Source organism: Citrobacter sp. Cpo061 (genome assembly GCF_030332845.1).
Lineage (GTDB): Bacteria > Pseudomonadota > Gammaproteobacteria > Enterobacterales > Enterobacteriaceae > Citrobacter > Citrobacter portucalensis.
On record NZ_JAOWHB010000037.1, the window covers coordinates 109,004 to 129,489 of the forward strand.

Annotated in this window: 20 protein-coding genes; 11 read left to right on the forward strand and 9 right to left on the reverse strand. The window is 52.8% G+C overall.

Going from position 1 to position 20,486, the window contains the following annotated elements; genetic code table 11:
- Position 1 precedes the first annotated feature (1 nt).
- A complete protein-coding gene (locus tag OGX97_RS09815) occupies positions 2 to 967 on the forward strand; it encodes a PDR/VanB family oxidoreductase (protein ID WP_286592322.1) in 966 nt (321 codons plus the stop codon).
- Between the two features lie 49 nt (positions 968 to 1,016).
- On the opposite strand, the gene rnd is transcribed toward OGX97_RS09815, so the two are convergent.
- The 5 genes from rnd to OGX97_RS09840 form a co-directional block, all read right to left on the reverse strand.
- Positions 1,017 to 2,132: a ribonuclease D gene (gene rnd, locus OGX97_RS09820; protein ID WP_032943754.1), complete on the reverse strand. Its 1,116-nt coding sequence runs from the start codon at positions 2,130 to 2,132 to the stop codon at positions 1,017 to 1,019.
- A gap of 84 nt (positions 2,133 to 2,216) precedes the next feature.
- On the reverse strand, positions 2,217 to 3,902 hold the full coding sequence (gene fadD, locus OGX97_RS09825; protein ID WP_122973804.1) for a long-chain-fatty-acid--CoA ligase FadD: 1,686 nt from the start codon (positions 3,900 to 3,902) through the stop codon (positions 2,217 to 2,219).
- Between the two features lie 204 nt (positions 3,903 to 4,106).
- Positions 4,107 to 4,691 (reverse strand): Slp family lipoprotein, encoded by a 585-nt coding sequence (locus OGX97_RS09830; protein ID WP_003020975.1) that lies wholly within the window; start codon positions 4,689 to 4,691, stop codon positions 4,107 to 4,109.
- 94 nt (positions 4,692 to 4,785) lie between these two features.
- Positions 4,786 to 5,481, reverse strand: a complete 696-nt coding sequence (gene tsaB, locus OGX97_RS09835; RefSeq protein ID WP_057066805.1) for a tRNA (adenosine(37)-N6)-threonylcarbamoyltransferase complex dimerization subunit type 1 TsaB — start codon at positions 5,479 to 5,481, stop codon at positions 4,786 to 4,788.
- Positions 5,482 to 5,539: 58 nt separating this feature from the next.
- A complete protein-coding gene (locus tag OGX97_RS09840; protein WP_032943757.1) occupies positions 5,540 to 7,450 on the reverse strand; it encodes an ATP-dependent DNA helicase in 1,911 nt (636 codons plus the stop codon).
- A 143-nt stretch (positions 7,451 to 7,593) separates the two neighbouring features.
- On the opposite strand from OGX97_RS09840, the gene OGX97_RS09845 reads away from it, so the two are divergent.
- Positions 7,594 to 7,938 carry a RidA family protein gene (locus tag OGX97_RS09845; protein ID WP_003020984.1) on the forward strand — a complete coding sequence of 115 codons (345 nt, stop codon included), beginning with the start codon at positions 7,594 to 7,596 and terminating at the stop codon, positions 7,936 to 7,938.
- A gap of 6 nt (positions 7,939 to 7,944) precedes the next feature.
- Here the strand turns inward: OGX97_RS09845 and OGX97_RS09850 are convergent, their stop codons facing one another.
- Complete coding sequence (locus OGX97_RS09850; RefSeq protein ID WP_003020986.1) at positions 7,945 to 8,124, reverse strand: YoaH family protein; 180 nt, start codon at positions 8,122 to 8,124, stop codon at positions 7,945 to 7,947.
- Between the two features lie 83 nt (positions 8,125 to 8,207).
- Between OGX97_RS09850 and pabB the strand changes: the two genes are divergently transcribed.
- From pabB to OGX97_RS09870, 4 genes are all read left to right on the forward strand, one after another.
- A complete protein-coding gene (gene pabB / locus OGX97_RS09855) occupies positions 8,208 to 9,569 on the forward strand; it encodes an aminodeoxychorismate synthase component 1 (protein ID WP_267452167.1) in 1,362 nt (453 codons plus the stop codon).
- A 3-nt stretch (positions 9,570 to 9,572) separates the two neighbouring features.
- Positions 9,573 to 10,151, forward strand: a complete 579-nt coding sequence (locus OGX97_RS09860) for a CoA pyrophosphatase (RefSeq protein ID WP_003020991.1) — start codon at positions 9,573 to 9,575, stop codon at positions 10,149 to 10,151.
- A 183-nt stretch (positions 10,152 to 10,334) separates the two neighbouring features.
- The gene (gene sdaA / locus OGX97_RS09865; RefSeq protein WP_003833765.1) at positions 10,335 to 11,699 is read left to right on the forward strand and encodes an L-serine ammonia-lyase; all 1,365 of its coding nucleotides are present in this window, start codon (positions 10,335 to 10,337) and stop codon (positions 11,697 to 11,699) included.
- 130 nt (positions 11,700 to 11,829) lie between these two features.
- The gene (locus OGX97_RS09870) at positions 11,830 to 13,431 is read left to right on the forward strand and encodes an EAL domain-containing protein (protein ID WP_234096208.1); all 1,602 of its coding nucleotides are present in this window, start codon (positions 11,830 to 11,832) and stop codon (positions 13,429 to 13,431) included.
- Positions 13,432 to 13,437: 6 nt separating this feature from the next.
- Here the strand turns inward: OGX97_RS09870 and yoaE are convergent, their stop codons facing one another.
- On the reverse strand, positions 13,438 to 14,997 hold the full coding sequence (gene yoaE / locus OGX97_RS09875; protein ID WP_008785026.1) for a CNNM family cation transport protein YoaE: 1,560 nt from the start codon (positions 14,995 to 14,997) through the stop codon (positions 13,438 to 13,440).
- A complete protein-coding gene (locus OGX97_RS23290; RefSeq protein WP_008785027.1) occupies positions 14,985 to 15,194 on the reverse strand; it encodes a protein YoaL in 210 nt (69 codons plus the stop codon). Before OGX97_RS23290 ends, yoaE begins: the two co-directional genes overlap by 13 nt.
- Before the next feature lie 262 nt (positions 15,195 to 15,456).
- On the opposite strand from OGX97_RS23290, the gene manX reads away from it, so the two are divergent.
- The 5 genes from manX to mntP all read left to right on the forward strand — a co-directional run bounded on the left by manX (position 15,457) and on the right by mntP (position 19,655).
- Positions 15,457 to 16,419 (forward strand): PTS mannose transporter subunit IIAB, encoded by a 963-nt coding sequence (gene manX, locus OGX97_RS09880; RefSeq protein WP_149335201.1) that lies wholly within the window; start codon positions 15,457 to 15,459, stop codon positions 16,417 to 16,419.
- A gap of 58 nt (positions 16,420 to 16,477) precedes the next feature.
- Positions 16,478 to 17,278, forward strand: a complete 801-nt coding sequence (locus OGX97_RS09885; RefSeq protein WP_003021004.1) for a PTS mannose/fructose/sorbose transporter subunit IIC — start codon at positions 16,478 to 16,480, stop codon at positions 17,276 to 17,278.
- A gap of 12 nt (positions 17,279 to 17,290) precedes the next feature.
- A complete protein-coding gene (locus tag OGX97_RS09890) occupies positions 17,291 to 18,142 on the forward strand; it encodes a PTS mannose transporter subunit IID (RefSeq protein ID WP_003833769.1) in 852 nt (283 codons plus the stop codon).
- Positions 18,143 to 18,202: 60 nt separating this feature from the next.
- Positions 18,203 to 18,661, forward strand: a complete 459-nt coding sequence (locus tag OGX97_RS09895) for a DUF986 family protein (RefSeq protein ID WP_048216190.1) — start codon at positions 18,203 to 18,205, stop codon at positions 18,659 to 18,661.
- Positions 18,662 to 19,094: 433 nt separating this feature from the next.
- The gene (mntP, locus tag OGX97_RS09900) at positions 19,095 to 19,655 is read left to right on the forward strand and encodes a manganese efflux pump MntP (RefSeq protein ID WP_279850668.1); all 561 of its coding nucleotides are present in this window, start codon (positions 19,095 to 19,097) and stop codon (positions 19,653 to 19,655) included.
- Here the strand turns inward: mntP and rlmA are convergent.
- On the reverse strand, positions 19,652 to 20,461 hold the full coding sequence (rlmA, locus tag OGX97_RS09905; RefSeq protein WP_048235218.1) for a 23S rRNA (guanine(745)-N(1))-methyltransferase: 810 nt from the start codon (positions 20,459 to 20,461) through the stop codon (positions 19,652 to 19,654). The genes mntP and rlmA overlap by 4 nt on opposite strands.
- Positions 20,462 to 20,486: the final 25 nt, after the last annotated feature.

The window sequence follows — 20,486 nt, forward strand, 5'->3', positions numbered from 1 at the left end:
AATGTCTGATTATCAAATGCAAGAAGTCCGGGTCAGCCGGATTGAGACGATTACCGCGCAGGTAAAACGCTTTACTTTAACGGCGACATCAGGCGAGCCGTTGCCCGCGTTTCAGGGTGGCAGCCATATTATCGTGCAGATGCGCGATGGCGAGAATCTGTACAGCAATGCTTACTCGCTGATGAGTTCCCCCTTTGATACGAGCGCCTGGCAAATCGCCGTACGACTAGAGGAAGCATCCAAAGGCGGCTCACGATATCTGCATCAAAACGTGAAACCCGGCGACACGCTCACGATCTCCACACCAAACAATCTGTTCGCCCTCGCCCCTCAGGCACAACAACATCTGTTGATTGCCGGAGGTATCGGCATCACACCGTTTTTATCGCATATCCCGGAACTGGAACACTCTAAGGCGCAATGGCAACTGCATTATTGCTCTCCCAGTCAGGACAACTGCGCGTTTTATGACGAACTTCTGCAACACCCCAGCGTCGATCGTATTCATCTGCATCAGTCAAGCGCAGGGACCCGCCTTGATTTATCTCGCCTGCTGGCCGATGTCGAACCCGGAACACATATTTACACCTGCGGTCCAGCAGTGCTCAACGATGCCGTCAGAGAAGCGGCTTCCCTCCATAGACTGGACAGCAATACGCTACATTTCGAACAATTTGCGCTGGAAGATAAAAGCGGTGATGCCTTTACCCTGATTCTGGCGCGTTCCGGACGCGAGTTTGTGGTCCCGGAAGAGATGACCATTTTGCAGGTTATCGAAAATAACAAAGCCGCGCGCGTTGAGTGCCTGTGCCGGGAAGGTGTTTGCGGCACCTGTGAAACGACGATTCTTGAAGGGGAAGCGGATCACCACGATCAGTATTTCAGCGACGACGAAAAAGCCAGCCAGCAAAGCATGCTTATTTGCTGCTCACGCGCCAAAGGTAAGCGCCTGGTGCTTGATTTGTAGCGTTGCGCAGGCCGGGTTAGCAATGGCGCAACCCGGCGAGCCTGGTGACTTACTGCGGATATTCCTGCAGCAGCGCGTTGAGACGATCGGACATCAGTTCGCCACGCCAACCGGAAACCAACTCCGGCAGGGTCTGCTGCGGCTTTAATTTCCAGTGCCAGTTGAGTAGCTGGTTGATTTGACGGCGTGAAGCCAGCAGTTCGACGCTAAGATTATGCTCAGTACTTACCTCGGCAACCAGCGCCTTAATAGCTTTAAACGCTTTGCGGTATCCAGGCATATCCATCAAATTCAGCAGCGGCTGTGGCAGTGATTCTTCCGGTAAAGCCTGCGCTTTTTCTACCAGAGAAATCAGCGTTTTGCCGTGGAAGCGAATTTCACTACCGGAAAGGCCGAGGCTGTCCAGTTCACCCAGACTCCCTGGCATATAACGAGCGACCGCCCACAGGTGTTCTTCACGCACCACAAAGTTCACCGCCAGATCGCGCTCACGCGCTTTACGCAGTCGCCAGTCGGCAAGCAGTTGCAGGCAGGCCAACTGACGAGTACGCAACTGCCAGGCGTTAGTGATATCGCGCCATGCGTCTTCAGGCGCCAGAACCTCCTGGCGACGCTGCTGCATTAAGCGACATTCGTCCAGTGCGGCTGGCAGCCAGCCGCTGGCTTCAGTTTCAACCATCAGTTTTGTGGTGATCGGTAATAGATACCAGACATCAGCCGCCGCGTACTCACACTGACGCTCGGTCAGCGGTCTGGCCAGCCAGTCGGTGCGGGATTCGCTTTTGTCCAGCGCCACCCCCGTAAACTCTTCCACCATCGCGGCAAACCCCCACGACATCGGACGACCGCAAAAAGCAGCCAGAATTTGTGTATCAATCAACGGCTGCGGCAGTTCGCCAAAAGCGTTGAGAAACACTTCCAGATCTTCGCTACCTGCATGCAGGAATTTGGTGATGGCAGTATCACGCAGAATATCGCGCAGCGGCGACCAGTCGGTGATCCCCTGCGGATCAATCAGAGCAACGTGTTTGCCATCAAACAGCTGGATCAGCCCCAACTGCGGATAATAGGTACGCGTGCGAACAAATTCTGTATCCAGGGCTATCGCCGGAAATTCACGGACGGCTTCGCACAGCGTGGCCAACGCGTCGTCCGTGGTGATCATTTGATAATTCAAATCGTGCTCTCTTAGGTTTGCGCCAAAAAAAACGCCGGATTTCCCGGCGTTTTCTACTGGCTGACTTAACGCTCAGCCTTTATTGTCCACTTTGGCACGCGCTTCGTCACGTAATTCTCGTCGCAAAATTTTACCAACGTTAGATTTCGGCAACTCATCGCGAAACTCCACCAGCTTTGGTACTTTATAGCCCGTCAGGTGACGACGACAGAAAGTGACCAGCGCTTCATCGGTTAACGAGGCATCTTTCTTCACCACGAAAATTTTCACCGCTTCACCGCTGCTGCCGGACGGAACCCCAACAGCAGCCACTTCCTGCACGCCAGGGTGTTGCATAACCACGTCTTCAATTTCATTAGGGTAGACGTTAAAGCCGGACACCAGGATCATATCTTTCTTACGATCGACAATACGCAGGAAGCCTTCATCATCCATCACCGCAATATCGCCGGTGTGCAGCCAGCCGTCTTTGATGATTTCGTCAGTGGCGTCTGGTCGCTGCCAGTAGCCCAGCATCACCTGTGGACCTTTCACACACAGCTCACCTGGTTCTCCCGGCGGCACTTCGTTGTCGTCGTCGTCCACCAGCTTGACCTCAGTGGAGGGAACCGGTAAACCGATACTTCCGCTGTGGTAGTCAATATCGTGAGGGTTGACACTCACCAGCGGGGCGCACTCCGTCAGACCATAGCCTTCCAGCAGATACTGCCCCGTAAGCTTCACCCAACGTTCAGCTACCGCCTGTTGAACCGGCATTCCGCCACCTGCTGAAAGGTGCAGTGACGAGAAGTCCAGTTGCTGAAACTCTTTGTTATTCAGCAGCGCGTTAAACAGCGTATTGACGCCGGTCATCGCGGTAAACGGATACTTCGCCAGCTCTTTTACCAGTCCTGGGATATCACGCGGGTTAGTAATCAGCAGGTTTTGACCACCCAACTCAATAAACAGCAGGCAGTTCATCGTCAGCGCAAAAATGTGATACAGCGGTAGAGCCGTTACCACCAGTTCTTTGCCCGGATGCAGCAACGGGCCGTAGGTGGCGTTAACCTGCTCCAGGTTAGCCAGCATGTTGCGGTGCGTGAGCATCGCGCCTTTCGCCACGCCGGTTGTCCCGCCGGTATATTGCAGAAACGCCAAATCTTCCGACACCACTTCGGGCTTCACATACTGCATGCGATAGCCGTTTTGCAGCGCACTGCGAAATGAGATGGCATCCGGCAGGTGATACTTCGGCACCAGGCGCTTGATGTACTTCACGACAAAGTTAACCAGCGTTCCTTTGGCGGTAGACAGCTGATCGCCCATACGCGTCAGGATCACGTGTTGCACCGACGTTTTGTCGACCACCTTTTCCAGCGTATGAGCAAAGTTAGATACGATGACAATCGCCGACGCGCCGCTGTCGTTGAGCTGATGTTCCAGCTCGCGAGGCGTATACAACGGGTTCACGTTCACGACGATCATGCCGGCACGTAAAATCCCAAACAGTGCGACCGGATATTGCAGCAGATTCGGCATCATCAGCGCGACGCGATCGCCCTTTTTCAGCCCGAGCCCCTGTTGCAAATATGCGGCAAACGCACGGCTACGCTCTTCAAGCTTGCGGAAGGTCATCACCTCCCCCATGTTTACAAACGCGGGCTGATCGGCATACCGTCTTACTGAGTGTTCAAAGAGTTCCACCAGGGATTGATAACGGTCAGGATTGATCTCCGCAGGAACACCAGCGGGATAACGGTTAAGCCAAACCTTTTTCAATACATCACCTCTAAAATGCGTATTCGTCGTCATCACAACCCCAGGCAATAAACAAACTGTTAACATAATATTAACTCAGCGTACCAGTTTGTTTATTACACAACGACAAGGTTGCGAAGCACGTCACTATTTATTTTTCTTATATCCACGTTAATGCAGAAACAGCGGACGAGCCGCTGTTTCTTTTACCATTAAAACAAAGAGTTACTCTGTTACTATGGTCTGAACCTGTGCCGGGCCGGGATTGTACCAGCCCCATCCGCCGTAGCCACCGTAAGGCCAGCCACGCGCACCGTAGAACCAGGGGTCGATAGGCTGAGGCGGCATGACAATCTGCTGAGTAATATGCCAGCGTTTATAACCAGTTACCTGCATCAGCATGAATTTATACGGCGTATTACCGATTTTTCCGTCCACTGTACCGCTTATCGGGCCGACGACGGTGACCAGTTGCCCGCGAAAGTCCACCGGGTCAAGGAAGCCATTTACATCAGCATATATCCGCCCACGAGAGGCTTCACCCAGCACGGGGCGTGCACCGCTATCGAGCGGAACGGTGGCAATTTCCAGACGGGATTTTCCCTGCTGGTTCTGAATATCCACCACTTTGCCGCCGAAACGCGCTTCCTGTCCGACATACAGCTGCGGCGCATTCATCACCCGCACCAGATCCTGCTGCGGCATCGGGCTCGAACCTTTAATCGCATCCGGGATGGTGACGCAGCCGCTAAGCATTAACGCTAAGGCCCCCGCCAACACACCTTTCAATAACTGCTTTTGCACCGCCATATTGTGACTCCCTTTTCTTAGCTTCTGCCCCGGCCTGTTCACAATGCTGTGCACTGACGACTGTACGTCTTAGCCGGGGTTCTACTACTAAGATTCATTCTTTACCGGGAAGTTTCTTCCACGCCACGGTGTTACGTAAATAAACCGGTTCAGCGTGTTCGACCGCTACGGTCTCACCCGCAGCCAGCATTTGCGTGGCGACGGGCAGCATGTCTTCAGCCGCTGGAAGCAGCACGTCACCATCGCTGAGCGTCAGCCCGCTGTCTTTACCAAGCTCAGGCCATGCCGGCCAGCCCGTCCCGACCGTCACCCAGTCGCCAGACAGCTGCAATAAACGCTCATGTACTTGCTCGGGGGTTAACACCGCTTCGGTTTCTTCACCGTGCCAGTTACCGTTGTCATCACGCTGGTATTCGGCCCAGTAGACTTCGCCCATTCGCGCGTCAATCGCCGCCAGCACGCGAGTCGCGCCCGACTTACGCCAGGCGCCCTGCGCCATGGTAGCCAGGGTGGAGACGCCGATCATCGGTAAGTTTGCGCCTAACGCCAGCCCCTGAGCAATGCCAATACCGATACGCACGCCGGTGAAACTGCCGGGACCGCGACCAAACGCCAGGGCGTCGATATCGGTTAACGTGAGATCGCCAGCGGCCAGGATTTCCTGAACCATCGGTAAAATTCGTTGGGTGTGTTCTCGTGGGCAAAGCTCAAAGAGAGCCTTGATAGTACCGTCATTCCACAGGGCAACAGAGCACGCCTCTGTGGCGGTATCGATAGCCAGAATTCGCATGGGTGTTTGTGATCAGATCAATAAATTTGGCGCGCATCTTACCACACTCCGTAACAAATTACTCAGTCGTTGGTATGGCAAGAAAGCGAACCGCGCGAGCGATGTCACGCGTCCGCGGCGCAGGAGGAAGACTCGCCAGGAAGGTGGCGCCGTATGGCCGCATAACCAGACGATTGTCGCAAATCACCAGCACGCCGCGATCGTCAGCATCACGTATCAGACGCCCTACACCCTGCTTCAGGGTGATTACCGCATCCGGCAACTGGACGTCTTCAAACGGATCGCCGCCGCGCAGTCGACAATCCTCCATTCGGGCTTTTAACAGCGGGTCGTCCGGCGAGGTAAATGGCAGTTTATCGATTATCACCAGCGACAGCGTATCGCCGCGCACGTCCACGCCCTCCCAGAAGCTGCTGGTGGCAACCAATAGCGCATTACCTGCGCTGACAAACTGCTGTAGCAGTTGTCCTTTGCTGGTTTCGCCCTGCAGCAGTACGGGAAGCGTCATGGTAGCGCGGAATTGTTCCGCCAGATCACGCATCATCGCGTGCGAAGTGCACAGCATAAAACAGCGGCCGTTGTTCGCCTCGATAATAGGTCGCAGCATAGATGCTAACTGGCGTGCAGCCCCCGGCTGATTGGTTTGCGGGAGATTACGCGGCACGCACAGCAGCGCCTGGCGCGTGTAATCAAATGGGCTTGGCAGCAGCATCGACTCGGCATCTTCAATACCCAGTCGTGCAGTGAAATGATGAAGGTCATCGTTTACCGACAGCGTCGCGGAAGTAAAAATCCAGCAGCCCGGCTTTTGTTCCATCACTTCTTTGAATTTATCCGCCACCGTAAGCGGCGTCAGCGCGAGGGTGAAATGGCGGGAGGTGCATTCATACCAGTAGCTGAAGCCTGGCTGGTTGATCTCTTTCAGGCGCTTCAGACGCGCACGATAAAGCGTGGCGCGCTCAAACGCGGCATCCAGCAATGCCGAACGCCCAAGAGACAGCTTCGCCACGTCATAACACAGCTCCAGCGTGTCATCGAGCAGCAAAAACGCGCGCTGTACGCGCTGGTCGACCAGCAGTTCCCGCAGGTTTCCGCGATAGCCCGGCTCACCAAGCTGCAAGCGGAAGTCCTGAGCGCTTTGTGCAAGGCGATCGGCGCACTTTTGCAGCTGCTGAGTGTCTTTCAGCTCGGTGCGATAGGCAATGGTGATGTCTTTCGCCAGGTCTAACAGCTGGCGACTGGAGAGCGATTGACCAAAGTACTGGCTGGCGATATCCGGTAACTGATGCGCTTCATCGAAGATCATCACATCAGCTTCCGGGATCAGTTCGCCAAACCCGCTCTCTTTTACCACCATATCGGCGAGAAACAGATGATGGTTAACCACGACGACATCCGCATCCATCGCTTTTTTACGCGCTTTAACGACAAAACACTCTTTATACAGCGGGCAGTCGCTGCCCAGACAGTTGTCATTAGTGCTGGTCACCAGCGGCCAGGCCTGAGAGTCTTCCGCCACGCTGACGCAGGTGCTGATGTCCCCATCAAGGGTTTGATTTGACCAGGAGCGCAGCAGAATGACGTCGCTTAACGTTTGTACCGGCAAGTCGCCACCCGCCAGCGCCTGCTGTTCAAGACGCTCAAGGCACAGATAGTTTGAACGCCCTTTCAGCAGCGCCAGTTTACCGGTGAACTTCAGTGCTTTAGCGACGGTCGGGAGGTCGCGGCTGTATAGCTGATCCTGTAACGCCTTCGAGCCCGTGGAGACAATGACCTTCTTTCCGGCACGCAGCGCTGGGGCAAGATAAGCGTAGGTTTTACCCGTTCCGGTTCCGGCTTCTACCACCAGCGGTTGTGATTTTTCGATGGCATGACTGACGGCGATGGCCATCTGCCGCTGTGGTTCTCGCGGTTTAAAACCCGGTATCGCTTTAGCCAACTGACCGTCTGCTGCAAAATCGTCCGTCACACTGCCCCCTGTTCATTTGAACAGGGATTATGTCAGGCCAGCGGGTCTTTCGCCAGTTGAAGAGGTGACGTGGGCACAACATTATGGCAGTCTTGGCGCAACCCAAAGCTATTATGAAAAAACGTAAATGAGGAATGTGATTTATGACGATTGTGCGCATTGATGCCGAAGCGCGTTGGTCCGACGTGGTAATCCACAACAACACGCTGTATTACACCGGCGTGCCGGAAAATCTGGATGCAGACGCCTTTGAGCAGACGGCAAATACGCTGGCGCAAATTGATGCGGTGCTGGAAAAACAAGGCAGCAACAAGTCACGTATTCTTGATGCCACCCTATTTTTGGCAGACAAAAACGATTTTGCCGCCATGAACAAAGCCTGGGACGCGTGGGTCGTTGCTGGCCACGCGCCGGTACGTTGTACCGTTCAGGCCGGATTGATGAACCCGAAATACAAAGTTGAGATTAAGATAATCGCTGCAGTTTAAGCGGCGTTATTCGTCTTCATCTTCAAAACGCGCCACGATCCGCTCGCCGGTATGACTGGCGCGTAACTCTTCAGCAACCAGAGCAATGGCTTGTCCGCTGCTCATCCCCTGCGACATCAGCTCCTGAATACGCTCTACCGCTTTTTGCTGCTGCTCATGACTGAGTGAAGGTAAACCTGCAAACATTGTTAACTCCTGCTAAATTGTCTGCGCTAATTATTTCATGCTACCGGGCAGTTAGCCAGTAGAGTAGCAACGAGTCAGGACTGATGAAGACGTTATCTCCCGCAGTAATCACATTACCCTGGCGTCAGGACGCCGCTGAACGCTATTTTTCGACATTAAGCCATCTGCCCTGGGCGATGCTGCTGCATTCAGGTCAAGCCGACCATCCGCATAACCGCTTTGATATTCTGGTGGCGGATCCCGTCACCACGTTGGTTACACGTGCTGAAGAGACCGTAGTGCAGGACGGGCACGCAATCACGCGCTCGCTTGATGATCCAATGACGGTATTACATTCCGCGCTAGCTGCACACAAGATTCACCCCGAGTATCAACCGGATCTGCCGTTTCAGGGCGGCGCGTTAGGTCTGTTTGGCTACGACCTTGGCCGACGCTTTGAATCTCTGCCGACTATTGCTGAGCGCGATATTACGCTACCGGATATGGCCGTTGGCATTTACGACTGGGCGCTGATTGTTGACCACCAGTTGCAGACCGTATCGCTGCTCAGCCATACCGATGTCGAGGCTCGCCTGAAATGGCTCGACGCGCAACAACCGCCAACGTGTGAGCCGTTTACATTGACCTCGGCGTGGCAGTCCAATATGAGCCGCGCCCGGTATGGCGAAAAATTCCGCCAGGTTCAGGGCTATCTGCACAGCGGCGATTGTTACCAGGTCAACCTCGCGCAGCGTTTTCAAGCGCGTTACGAGGGGGATGAGTGGCAGGCATTTGTCAAACTCAATCACGCTAACCGCGCCCCGTTCAGCGCGTTTATTCGTCTTGAGGAAGGCGTTATCCTCAGCCTTTCGCCAGAACGTTTTATTCTGCTGGAGAACCAGCATATCCAGACCCGTCCTATTAAAGGTACGTTGCCCAGGCTTGAAGATGCCGATGCCGATCGTGAGCAGGCCCGGCGGCTGGCGAATTCGCCGAAGGATCGTGCGGAGAACCTGATGATCGTCGATTTGATGCGTAATGATATTGGCCGCGTTGCCGTACCGGGTTCGGTACAGGTTCCGGAGCTGTTTGTCGTCGAACCGTTCCCTGCCGTTCATCATTTGGTCAGCACCATTACCGCACGTCTGCCAGAGTCATTACACGCCACCGATCTGCTACGCGCCGCCTTCCCCGGCGGCTCTATTACCGGTGCGCCGAAAGTGCGGGCGATGGAAATTATTGACGAACTGGAGCCACAAAGACGTAATGCCTGGTGCGGCAGCATCGGTTATCTGAGTTTCTGCGGCAATATGGATACCAGCATCACCATTCGCACGCTGACAGCCACAAACGGACAAATTTATTGTTCCGCTGGCGGCGGCATAGTGGCGGACAGTCAGGAAGACGCTGAATATCAGGAAACATTTGATAAAGTGAATCGTATTTTGCACCAACTGGAGAACTGAGACGTGGAATACAGCAGCCTGACGCTTGATGATTTCTTATCGCGCTTTCAACTCCTGCGCCCGCAGGTCAATCATGCCGCGTTAAACCAGCGCCAGGCCGCCGTACTGATCCCCGTCGTGCGTCGTCCACAGCCGGGGTTGTTGTTAACCCAGCGTTCCGTTCACCTGCGCAAGCACGCCGGACAGGTCGCCTTCCCCGGTGGGGCGGTGGATAGCAGTGATGCCTCGTTAATTGCCGCCGCCCTTCGCGAGGCACAGGAGGAGGTGGCGATCCCACCTTCATGCGTAGAAGTGATCGGCGTTCTGCCGCCAGTCGACAGCGTGACCGGTTTCCAGGTCACCCCAGTGGTAGGCATTATCCCGCCTAATCTGCCGTATCGTGCCAGTGAAGATGAAGTTTCAGCCGTGTTCGAAATGCCGCTGGCCCAGGCCCTGCATTTAGGTCGTTACCACCCGTTGGATATTTACCGTCGTGGCGATTCACATCGCGTATGGCTTTCCTGGTATGAGCAATATTTCGTCTGGGGAATGACTGCCGGAATAATTCGTGAGCTGGCGCTGCAAATTGGCGTCAAGCCCTGACTATACTTATCTTTACGCGCGCCATAGACAACTTGAAACTCAGGTCACAACATTAGTAAAACCGCGGTTATCTATTAGTTTAATTCATGTGAATAGTTAAGCCGATCGCCGCGTTCCCTCTTACACTATGCGCAGTTATAACATCGTTACTGGAAAGCCCAGTCGCCCTGTAGGAGTATTATCGTGATTAGTCTATTCGACATGTTTAAGGTGGGGATTGGTCCCTCATCTTCCCATACCGTAGGGCCTATGAAGGCGGGTAAACAGTTCGTCGATGACCTGGTCGAAAAAGGATTACTGGACAGCGTTACTCGTGTCGCCGTCGACGTGTATGGTTCACTGTCGCTCACGGGTAAAGGTCACCACACCGATATCGCCATTATTATGGGTCTGGCGGGCAATGAGCCTGCTACCGTGGATATTGATAGCATCCCCGGATTTATCCGCGACGTAGAAACGCGTGGACGCCTGCTGCTTGCACAGGGTCAGCACGAAGTGGATTTCCCGCAGAATGACGGGATGCGTTTTCACAACGGCAACCTGCCGCTGCATGAAAACGGAATGCAGATCCATGCGTACAATGGCGAAACCGTCATTTATAGCAAAACCTACTACTCAATCGGCGGTGGATTCATCGTTGATGAAGAACATTTTGGTCAGGATGCCGCGGGCGAGGTCAGCGTGCCTTATCCGTTCAAATCCGCGACTGAAATGCTGGAGTACTGCAATAGCACCGGCCTGTCTCTCTCTGGCATGGCGATGCAGAACGAACTTGCTCTGCACAGCAAAAAAGAGATTGAAGAGTACTTTGGCCACGTCTGGCAAACCATGCAGGCCTGTATCGATCGTGGCATGAACACCGAAGGTGTGTTGCCGGGTCCGCTGCGCGTTCCTCGTCGTGCTTCAGCTCTGCGTCGTATGCTGGTTTCCAGCGATAAGCTGTCCAACGATCCGATGAACGTGATCGACTGGGTGAACATGTTCGCGCTGGCCGTTAACGAAGAAAACGCCGCGGGCGGTCGCGTGGTGACAGCGCCAACCAACGGTGCCTGCGGTATCGTGCCTGCGGTATTGGCCTATTACGATCATTTCATCGAGTCCGTCAGCCCCGATATCTATACCCGCTATTTCCTGGCGGCCGGTGCAATTGGCGCGTTGTACAAAATGAACGCCTCAATCTCTGGTGCAGAAGTAGGTTGTCAGGGTGAAGTGGGCGTAGCCTGCTCCATGGCTGCCGCTGGTCTGGCTGAACTGTTGGGCGCGAGCCCTGAGCAGGTGTGTGTTGCTGCCGAAATCGGCATGGAACATAACCTCGGCTTAACCTGCGATCCGGTTGCCGGTCAGGTACAGGTTCCGTGCATTGAGCGTAACGCCATTGCTTCAGTGAAGGCGATCAACGCTGCGCGTATGGCAATGCGCCGTACCAGCGCGCCACGCGTCTCGCTGGATAAAGTCATTGAGACCATGTACGAAACAGGTAAAGACATGAACGCCAAATACCGCGAAACGTCACGCGGTGGCCTGGCAATCAAAGTTCAATGTGACTAATACTTAATTTTCGCCCATCTGCGACGGATGGGCGAATTTGCCCCCTCTCCCTCGTCTACTGTAATTTTCCCCACTACACTTGCTCTGTTGCTGTTGGCTTCTGTGACCAACGGCTTATCGGGCGGCCCGCATGCAAACAGCACAACGGATCATTAAAAATTATCGCCGGAATCGCTTAATCGTCTGCACAGTATGTGCACTACTGACGCTCATCCTCACATTAACTGTTCGATTTATTTCGGAGCGTAATTTAAATCACCGAAATATCGTCACCTTTGCCAACCATGCTGTAGAAGAACTGGATGACGTACTTTTACCCTTGCAGACCGGACGTGATGTATTGCTGCCGTTAATTGGCCTCCCCTGCTCAGTGGCACGTTTACCGTTAAGCAAACATGCCGCAAGACTGCAAACGGTGCGTTCTATTAATCTGATTCAAAGCGGGATCCTCTACTGCTCCAGCATTTTTGGGTATCGCAATGTCCCCATTCGCCAACTACAGTCCGAATTACCCAGCCGGGAACCGCAACTGCTGCTGTCTACTGACCATTCGCTGATAAAAGGCAGCCCGATTCTCACGCAATGGTATCCATCCTCTGCCGATGGTGAAGATGGCGTGCTGGAAATCGTCAATATCGATTTATTGTCGTCTATGTTGCTTGAACCCCAGCCGCCGCAGATCACCGATGCCAGCTTAACCGTTGGTAATCGGCATCTACTGTATGATCAAGGTGTGGTCGATACACTGCCTAAGCTAAATGATGAAAAACGCTACCAGCTGTCATCTCAACATTTCCCGTTTACCATTAGCGTCACCGGCCCCGGTCCCAGTGAACTGGCGATTAAACATCTGCCAACACAGCTGCCGCTGGCGGTGATCCTAAGTTTATTAGTGGGTTACCTGGCATGGCTGGCGACCGCCAGCAGAATGAGTTTTTCCTGGGAGATTAATCTGGCCCTTGCTGCTCGGGAATTCGAGCTATTTTGCCAGCCGCTGCTTAATGCGCAAACCCAGCAATGCATGGGCGTGGAGATTCTTCTACGCTGGAATAACCCACGCCAGGGTTGGATCTCTCCGGAAGTGTTTATTCCCATCGCTGAGGAGCACAACCTGATTGTGCCGCTAACCCGTCATGTCATCGCAGAAACCATTCAGCAAAGACACGTTTTCCCGATGAGCAGTCAGTTTCATATTGGGATTAATGTCGCCGCCAGCCATTTTCGTAACGGCACGCTGCTAAAAGATCTTAATCAGTACTGGTTCAGCCAGCACCCAATCCAGCAGTTGGTTATCGAACTGACCGAACGAGATGCGTTACTGGATGTGGATTATCGGGTCGTACGCGAATTAAATCGTCTTGGCGTAAAACTGGCAATTGATGATTTCGGTACCGGTAACAGCTCGCTCTCCTGGCTGGAAAAACTCCGCCCGGATGTGCTGAAGATCGATAAATCATTTACTTCGGCAATAGGAACAGACGCCGTGAACTCAACCGTCACAGACATCATTATCGCTTTGGGGAAAAAATTGAATATAGAACTGGTGGCGGAAGGCGTTGAAACCCAGGCGCAGGCTCAGCATTTGCGCCGACACGGCGTACATTTGTTGCAAGGTTTTTTGTACGCAAAGCCAATGCCGCTGCGTGATTTCCCAAAATGGCTGGCGGGCAGCACGCCGCCGCCCACCCGACATAACGGGCGACACAGTATGCCCGTCATGCCGTTTCGCTAAACCCGATTACTCGTCTTCGTCGTGAGCGGGTTGTTCTTTAACAATGCGAACTAAATCCACACGATAGTCATTCGCTTCGACAATCGTAATGCTCAGCGGTGCAACTTCGATAACATCACCGACACGTGGAATATGGCCGTTAGCCGCAATGACTAAACCTGCTACCGTGGCGATGTCTTCGTCTTCATTCACTAACGTATCCACGTCCAGCGCCTGTTGCAACGCATGCAGATCGGTACCGCCTTTGACCAACCAACCACCTGCATCAGCAATAATTTCAGGTGTTTCATCGGCATCCGGGAATTCACCGGCAATGGCTTCTAATACGTCCAGCGGCGTGACCAGACCCTGTACTACGCCAAACTCGTTAGTGACGATAACGAAGCTACCGCGGGCACGACGCAGTACGCCTAACAGATTGATCGGGTCCAGCGTTTCCGGAACAACGATAGCCGGAGAAGCAGAGGCAATCGCCGCCACATCCACACCGTCTTCCAGCGCCACCAGCAGCTCTTTAGCACGCACGATACCGATGATTTCGTCCAACTCGCCACGGCATACCGGGAACAGGCTATGAGGTGACGAAAGCAACTGCTCACGAATTTCCGCCACGCTCAGGTCGGCATCAACCCAGCTGATTTCACCACGAGGCGTCATAATGCCGCGTAACGAACGCGACGCCAGGGAGAGGACGCCGTTGATCATATAGCGTTCTTCTTCCACAAACGCGCCTTCCGGGACAGGAACCGGCACCGGGTTATCGGATTCCATCTGCACGCTGGCTTGACGTTTACCGCCCATCAGACGCAGGATTGCATCGGCAGTACGTGCACGCAGCGGCAGCGTCGACTGGTGACGAATAAAGTTACGACGGGCAATCTGGTTAAACAACTCGATGATGATCGAGAAACCAATCGCCGCATACAGATAACCTTTCGGAATATGGAAGCCAAACCCTTCGGCAACCAGGCTCAGACCAATCATCAACAGGAAGCTCAGACACAGCACCACCACCGTCGGGTGTTGGTTCACAAATCGTGTCAGCGGCTTAGAGGCCAGCAGCATCACGGCCATGGCAATCACTACTGCCGCCATCATCACTGGCAGATGGTTGACCATGCCGACCGCCGTAATCACGGCATCCAGCGAGAACACCGCATCGAGGATGACAATCTGCGTTACGACAACCCAAAAGCTCGCATACCCTTTCGTCTGGCCGGTATCATGTTCACGGTTTTCCAGCCGCTCATGCAGCTCTGTCGTAGCCTTGAACAAGAGGAAAATACCCCCCAGCAGCATAATCAGATCGCGCCCCGAGAACGCATAGTCCATTACCGTGAACAGCGGCTTTGTCAGCGTCACCATCCACGAAATCACGGACAACAAGCCCAGACGCATAATCAGTGCCAGTGACAAACCGATTAAACGCGCTTTATCACGCTGTTTCGGCGGCAGCTTATCAGCCAGGATCGCAATGAAGACCAGGTTATCAATACCCAGAACAATTTCGAGAACGACAAGCGTGAGCAAACCCACCCAAATCTGCGGGTCCATTAATAATTCCATGACAAGCTCCTGCTTAAGGAATGACCAAACTGCGCGCTGAGGATCTCAGGCGTTAAAGCGATATGCAGAGAAAATTTGTGGCAAAAAGTGCCAATCTGACAGGCTTGATACGGCCTGAAGGTGAAATGACGTCGGTGACGATCCATATGGTGGGCTACTGCCCTATACTCCTGAGTAATTAAACAGATGCTAAACATAACAGAGAGAAGCTGTTTTTAGCAAAGATTTACCTTCCTTTGCAATAAGTTGTTTCGGAGATATTTTACCCTTCGAAATTTCTTTTTATCGGAAGTTAAATTACGGATCTTCATCACATAAAATATTTTTTTCGATATCTAAAATAATTCACGAAAATCATAGGTTTTTCTTTGTAACCCTTATCTGAATCGATTCGATTGCGGACGACGATTCAAATACATCTTCACGTTGATGTGTTAACGATAATAAAGGAGGTAGCAAGTGACCATTGCTATTGTAATAGGCACACATGGTTGGGCTGCAGAGCAGTTACTTAAGACGGCAGAGATGCTGTTAGGCGAGCAGGAAAACGTCGGCTGGATCGATTTCGTTCCAGGCGAAAATGCTGAAACGCTGATCGAAAAGTACAACGCTCAGTTGGCAAAACTCGATACCAGTAAAGGCGTGCTGTTTCTCGTTGACACATGGGGAGGCAGCCCGTTTAACGCTGCGAGCCGCATTGTCGTCGATAAAGAGCATTACGAAGTAATCGCCGGTGTGAACATTCCCATGCTGGTTGAGACCTTCATGGCGCGTGATGACAACCCAAGCTTTGATGAATTAGTGGCACTGGCCGTTGAAACCGGTAGCGAAGGCGTGAAAGCGCTGAAAGCAAAACCGGTGGAAAAAGCCGCTCCTGCCCCCGTCGCGGCACCGAAAGCAGCACCCCCCGCGAAACCGATGGGGCCGAACGATTATATGCAGATCGGCCTGGCGCGTATCGATGACCGCTTAATCCATGGTCAGGTGGCAACTCGCTGGACCAAAGAAACCAACGTAACGCGCATTATCGTCGTCAGTGATGAAGTTGCCGCCGATACCGTGCGTAAAACGCTGTTGACTCAAGTAGCACCTCCGGGTGTGACGGCGCATGTGGTTGATGTCGCGAAAATGATCCGCGTCTACAACAACCCGAAATATGCAGGTGAGCGTGTGATGCTGTTGTTCACCAACCCAACCGACGTAGAACGTATCGTTGAAGGTGGTGTGAAAATTACCTCCGTGAACATTGGCGGTATGGCTTTCCGTCAGGGTAAAACGCAGGTAAACAACGCAATTTCTGTCGATGACAAAGACATCGAAGCCTTCAAGAAACTCAACGAACGCGGTATTGAGCTTGAGGCCCGTAAGGTTTCTACCGATCAGAAACTGAAAATGATGGATTTGATTGCCAAGGTGAAATAATTCCCTGGCATTTACTTAGTTTTCACACTTAAGTCTGTATAGCAATAGGAGAAGTACAATGGAGATTACCACTCTTCAGATTGTGCTGGTGTTCATCGTCGCATGTATCGCGGGTATGGAGTCGGTACTCGATGAATTTCAGTTCCACCGTCCGTTGGTGGCCTGTACGCTGATTGGTGCCGTTCTTGGGGATATGAAAACCGGTATTATCATCGGTGGTACCCTGGAAATGATCGCCCTGGGCTGGATGAACATCGGTGCTGCGGTTGCACCAGATGCCGCACTGGCCTCAATTATCTCTACCGTTCTGGTTATCGCGGGTCACCAAAGCATTGGTGCCGGTATCGCGCTGGCTATCCCACTGGCAGCAGCAGGCCAGGTACTGACCATTATCGTTCGTACAATCACCGTAGCATTCCAGCACGCAGCGGATAAGGCGGCCGAAAACGGTAACCTGACGGCGCTCTCCTGGCTGCACGTATCCTCTCTGTTCCTGCAGGCTATGCGTATCGCTATCCCGGCGGTAATCGTAGCGATTTCTGTTGGTACCAGTGAAGTTCAGAGCATGCTTAACGCCATTCCGGAAGTCGTAACCGGTGGTCTGAACATCGCTGGCGGTATGATCGTAGTGGTTGGTTATGCGATGGTCATCAACATGATGCGCGCAGGCTATCTGATGCCATTCTTCTACCTCGGCTTCGTCACCGCGGCATTTACTAACTTCAACCTGGTTGCTCTGGGTGTGATTGGTGCAGTCATGGCCATCCTCTACATTCAGCTGAGCCCGAAATATAACCGCGTAGCCGGTGCACCTGCTGCGGCGGCTGGCAATAACGATCTCGATAACGAACTGGACTAGCAGGTGAGCGAAATGGTTGATATGACTAAAACTACCACCGAGAAAAAACTCACTCCGAGTGACATTCGTGGCGTGTTCATTCGTTCTAACCTGTTTCAGGGTTCATGGAACTTCGAACGTATGCAGGCGCTGGGTTTCTGTTTCTCCATGGTACCGGCTATCCGCCGCTTGTACCCGGAAAACAACGATGCACGTAAGCAAGCGATTAAGCGTCACCTGGAATTCTTTAACACCCATCCGTACGTAGCGGCTCCAGTACTGGGCGTTACGCTGGCAATGGAAGAACAGCGTGCAAACGGCGCAGAGATTGACGATGGTGCCATCAACGGTATCAAAGTTGGTCTGATGGGTCCGCTGGCAGGCGTCGGTGACCCGATCTTCTGGGGTACCGTACGTCCGGTCTTCGCCGCACTCGGCGCAGGTATTGCGATGAGCGGCAGCCTGCTGGGGCCACTGCTGTTCTTCATCCTGTTTAACCTGGTTCGTCTGGCAACCCGTTATTACGGTGTGGCATATGGCTACCGTAAAGGTGTCGATATCGTTAAAGATATGGGCGGCGGCTTCCTGCAGAAACTGACCGAGGGGGCGTCAATCCTCGGCCTGTTTGTCATGGGGGCATTGGTTAACAAGTGGACGCACGTAAACATCCCGCTGGTGGTTTCCACTATCACCGGTCAGGATGGTCAGACTCGTGTTACCACCGTGCAGACTATCCTTGACCAGCTGATGCCGGGTCTGGTTCCTCTGCTGCTGACATTCGCCTGTATGTGGCTGCTGCGTAAGAAAGTGAACCCGCTGTGGATCATCGTTGGCTTCTTCGTCATCGGTATCGCGGGCTACGCTGTCGGACTGCTCGGCCTGTAAGACTGTTGTGCATCACCGGGGGCTTGCCCCCGGTTTTTCTATTTAGAGGGTTGAGGATTCATGACTATCACGGACCTGGTGCTGGTTCTATTTATCTTTTCGCTGCTGGCGTATGCCATTTACGATCAGTTCATCATGCCCCGCCGTAATGGCCCTACTCTGCTTACTGTCGCCCTGCTTCCCCGCAGCAGAGTCGACAGCGTTATCTTCCTTGGCTTGGTAGCTATTCTTATCTACAACAACATCACCAGCCACGGCGCGCAATTTACCACATGGTTATTATGTGCACTGGTATTGATGGGGTTGTATCTGTTCTGGATCCGTACGCCAAAAATCATCTTCAAGCAGAAAGGTTTTTTCTTCGCCAACGTCTGGATTGAATATAACCGCATTAAAGAGATGAATTTATCTGAAGACGGTGTATTAGTGATGCAATTAGAACATCGAAGATTGTTGATCCGCGTACGAAATATAGACGATCTTGAGAAGATATATAAACTTTTAATTTCAAATCAATAGCTTATAAATATAGCCTGAACTATGTTTTTTATATATCAGTATAAAAACTAACATAGCCAAGGCTATATTTAACTGTCCACAATGTTATTTATTTTAACGTTTTATTTATAAATAAATCTAAATGAAAATCGTTTTCAATTAGAAGTCAAATATTATTTCTGCGTTTCTTGTTTTATATTCTCAAAATATGTTAAGGTTGCGCCCGTCGTTGGGGAGTAGCCGATTTCCAGACTCCGGAAATGTACGTGTCAACATACTCGTTGAAAAACGTGGCGCGTACGGACTGAATTTACAGGTTCAGTCAGGCGAGACCATAGGCACATCAACTGCAATGCATATCTGAATGGCGCTGTATTTACAGTGATTCCGGCCTGTATGCATGGTTACTGGGGGCAGTGATGTGTTTTATGGATACCCCGGTCAGGACGCTGTTATGAATCTCACCGCTACCGTTCTTCTCGCTTTTGGCATGTCGATGGATGCTTTCGCTGCATCAATTGGCAAAGGCGCCACACTGCATAAACCCAAATTTTCTGAAGCATTGCGCACAGGTCTGATATTCGGCGCAGTTGAAACGCTTACGCCGCTGATTGGCTGGGGCATGGGTATGTTGGCCAGCAAATTCGTGCTGGAGTGGAACCACTGGATCGCCTTCATTCTGCTGATCTTTTTAGGCGGGCGAATGATAATCGAAGGTTTTCGCGATAACGGTGATGAAGAACCGCAGCGCCGTCATGGTTTCTGGCTGCTGGTTACCACCGCCATTGCCACCAGTCTCGACGCAATGGCCGTCGGGGTGGGTCTGGCTTTCCTGCAGGTCAATATTATTGCCACTGCGCTGGCCATCGGCTGCGCCACATTGATTATGTCCACGCTCGGCATGATGATTGGTCGTTTCATTGGCCCGATGCTGGGCAAACGAGCAGAAATTTTGGGTGGGGTGGTGCTGATTGGTATCGGTGCCCAGATCCTCTGGGCACACTTCCACGGTTAATTCAGACGCTGCCAGACATGAATACTAAAGTCGGTCTGGCAGTCAAACGTCGTTTTCTCCGCTAACGTTTCCCACACCTCCGGCTTTGCCCGCCAGGCGAACGGCGTCATTTGCAGTAACGCAACGGCCTCGCTGCCCTGAAGCTGCATCTGATACCCCAGCGCAATACTCTGTTGCAGAACAAAACCGTCCAGTTGCTCTGTGTGCGGCGCATGCAAACGCACCTCATCATAAATAAGCCCTTTCAGTTCCATTAAATGACGCGGTCCCGGCGTGGCGGTGATAACCCATCCCCCCGGTTTAACCACGCGTGCCAGCTCTTGCGCTTTACAGGGCGCGTAGATCCTGATGATGGCATCCATTGACTCATCTGCGAACGGCAGACGATGGCTGGAGGCAACGCAAAAGGTCACCTGCGGATAGCGTCTGGCTGCAGCTTTAATTGCCACTTTGGAGACGTCAAGACCAAAGGTTGTACAACCCGTCAGCGCGTCGGCAAACGCATGGGTGTAATACCCTTCCCCACAGCCAATATCCAGGATCGCTGCATCTTCTGAAGTCGACTTCTCTTTCAGCACATTCACAATCGCATCACGCAACGGTTGATAGTGCCCGGCATCAAGAAATGCCCGTCGTGCCTGCATCATCTCAGCGCTGTCACCCGGATCGCGCGATCGTTTATGCTGAACCGGCAGTAAGTTGACATACCCTTCTTTCGCCACGTCAAACTGGTGCCGCCCGGGGCAGACAAAACTGTTATTCGCTTGAGTAAGAGGCTGGTGGCAAAGAGGACAGGAAAACGACATGACAACTCCGGCAGGTGACTTAAGG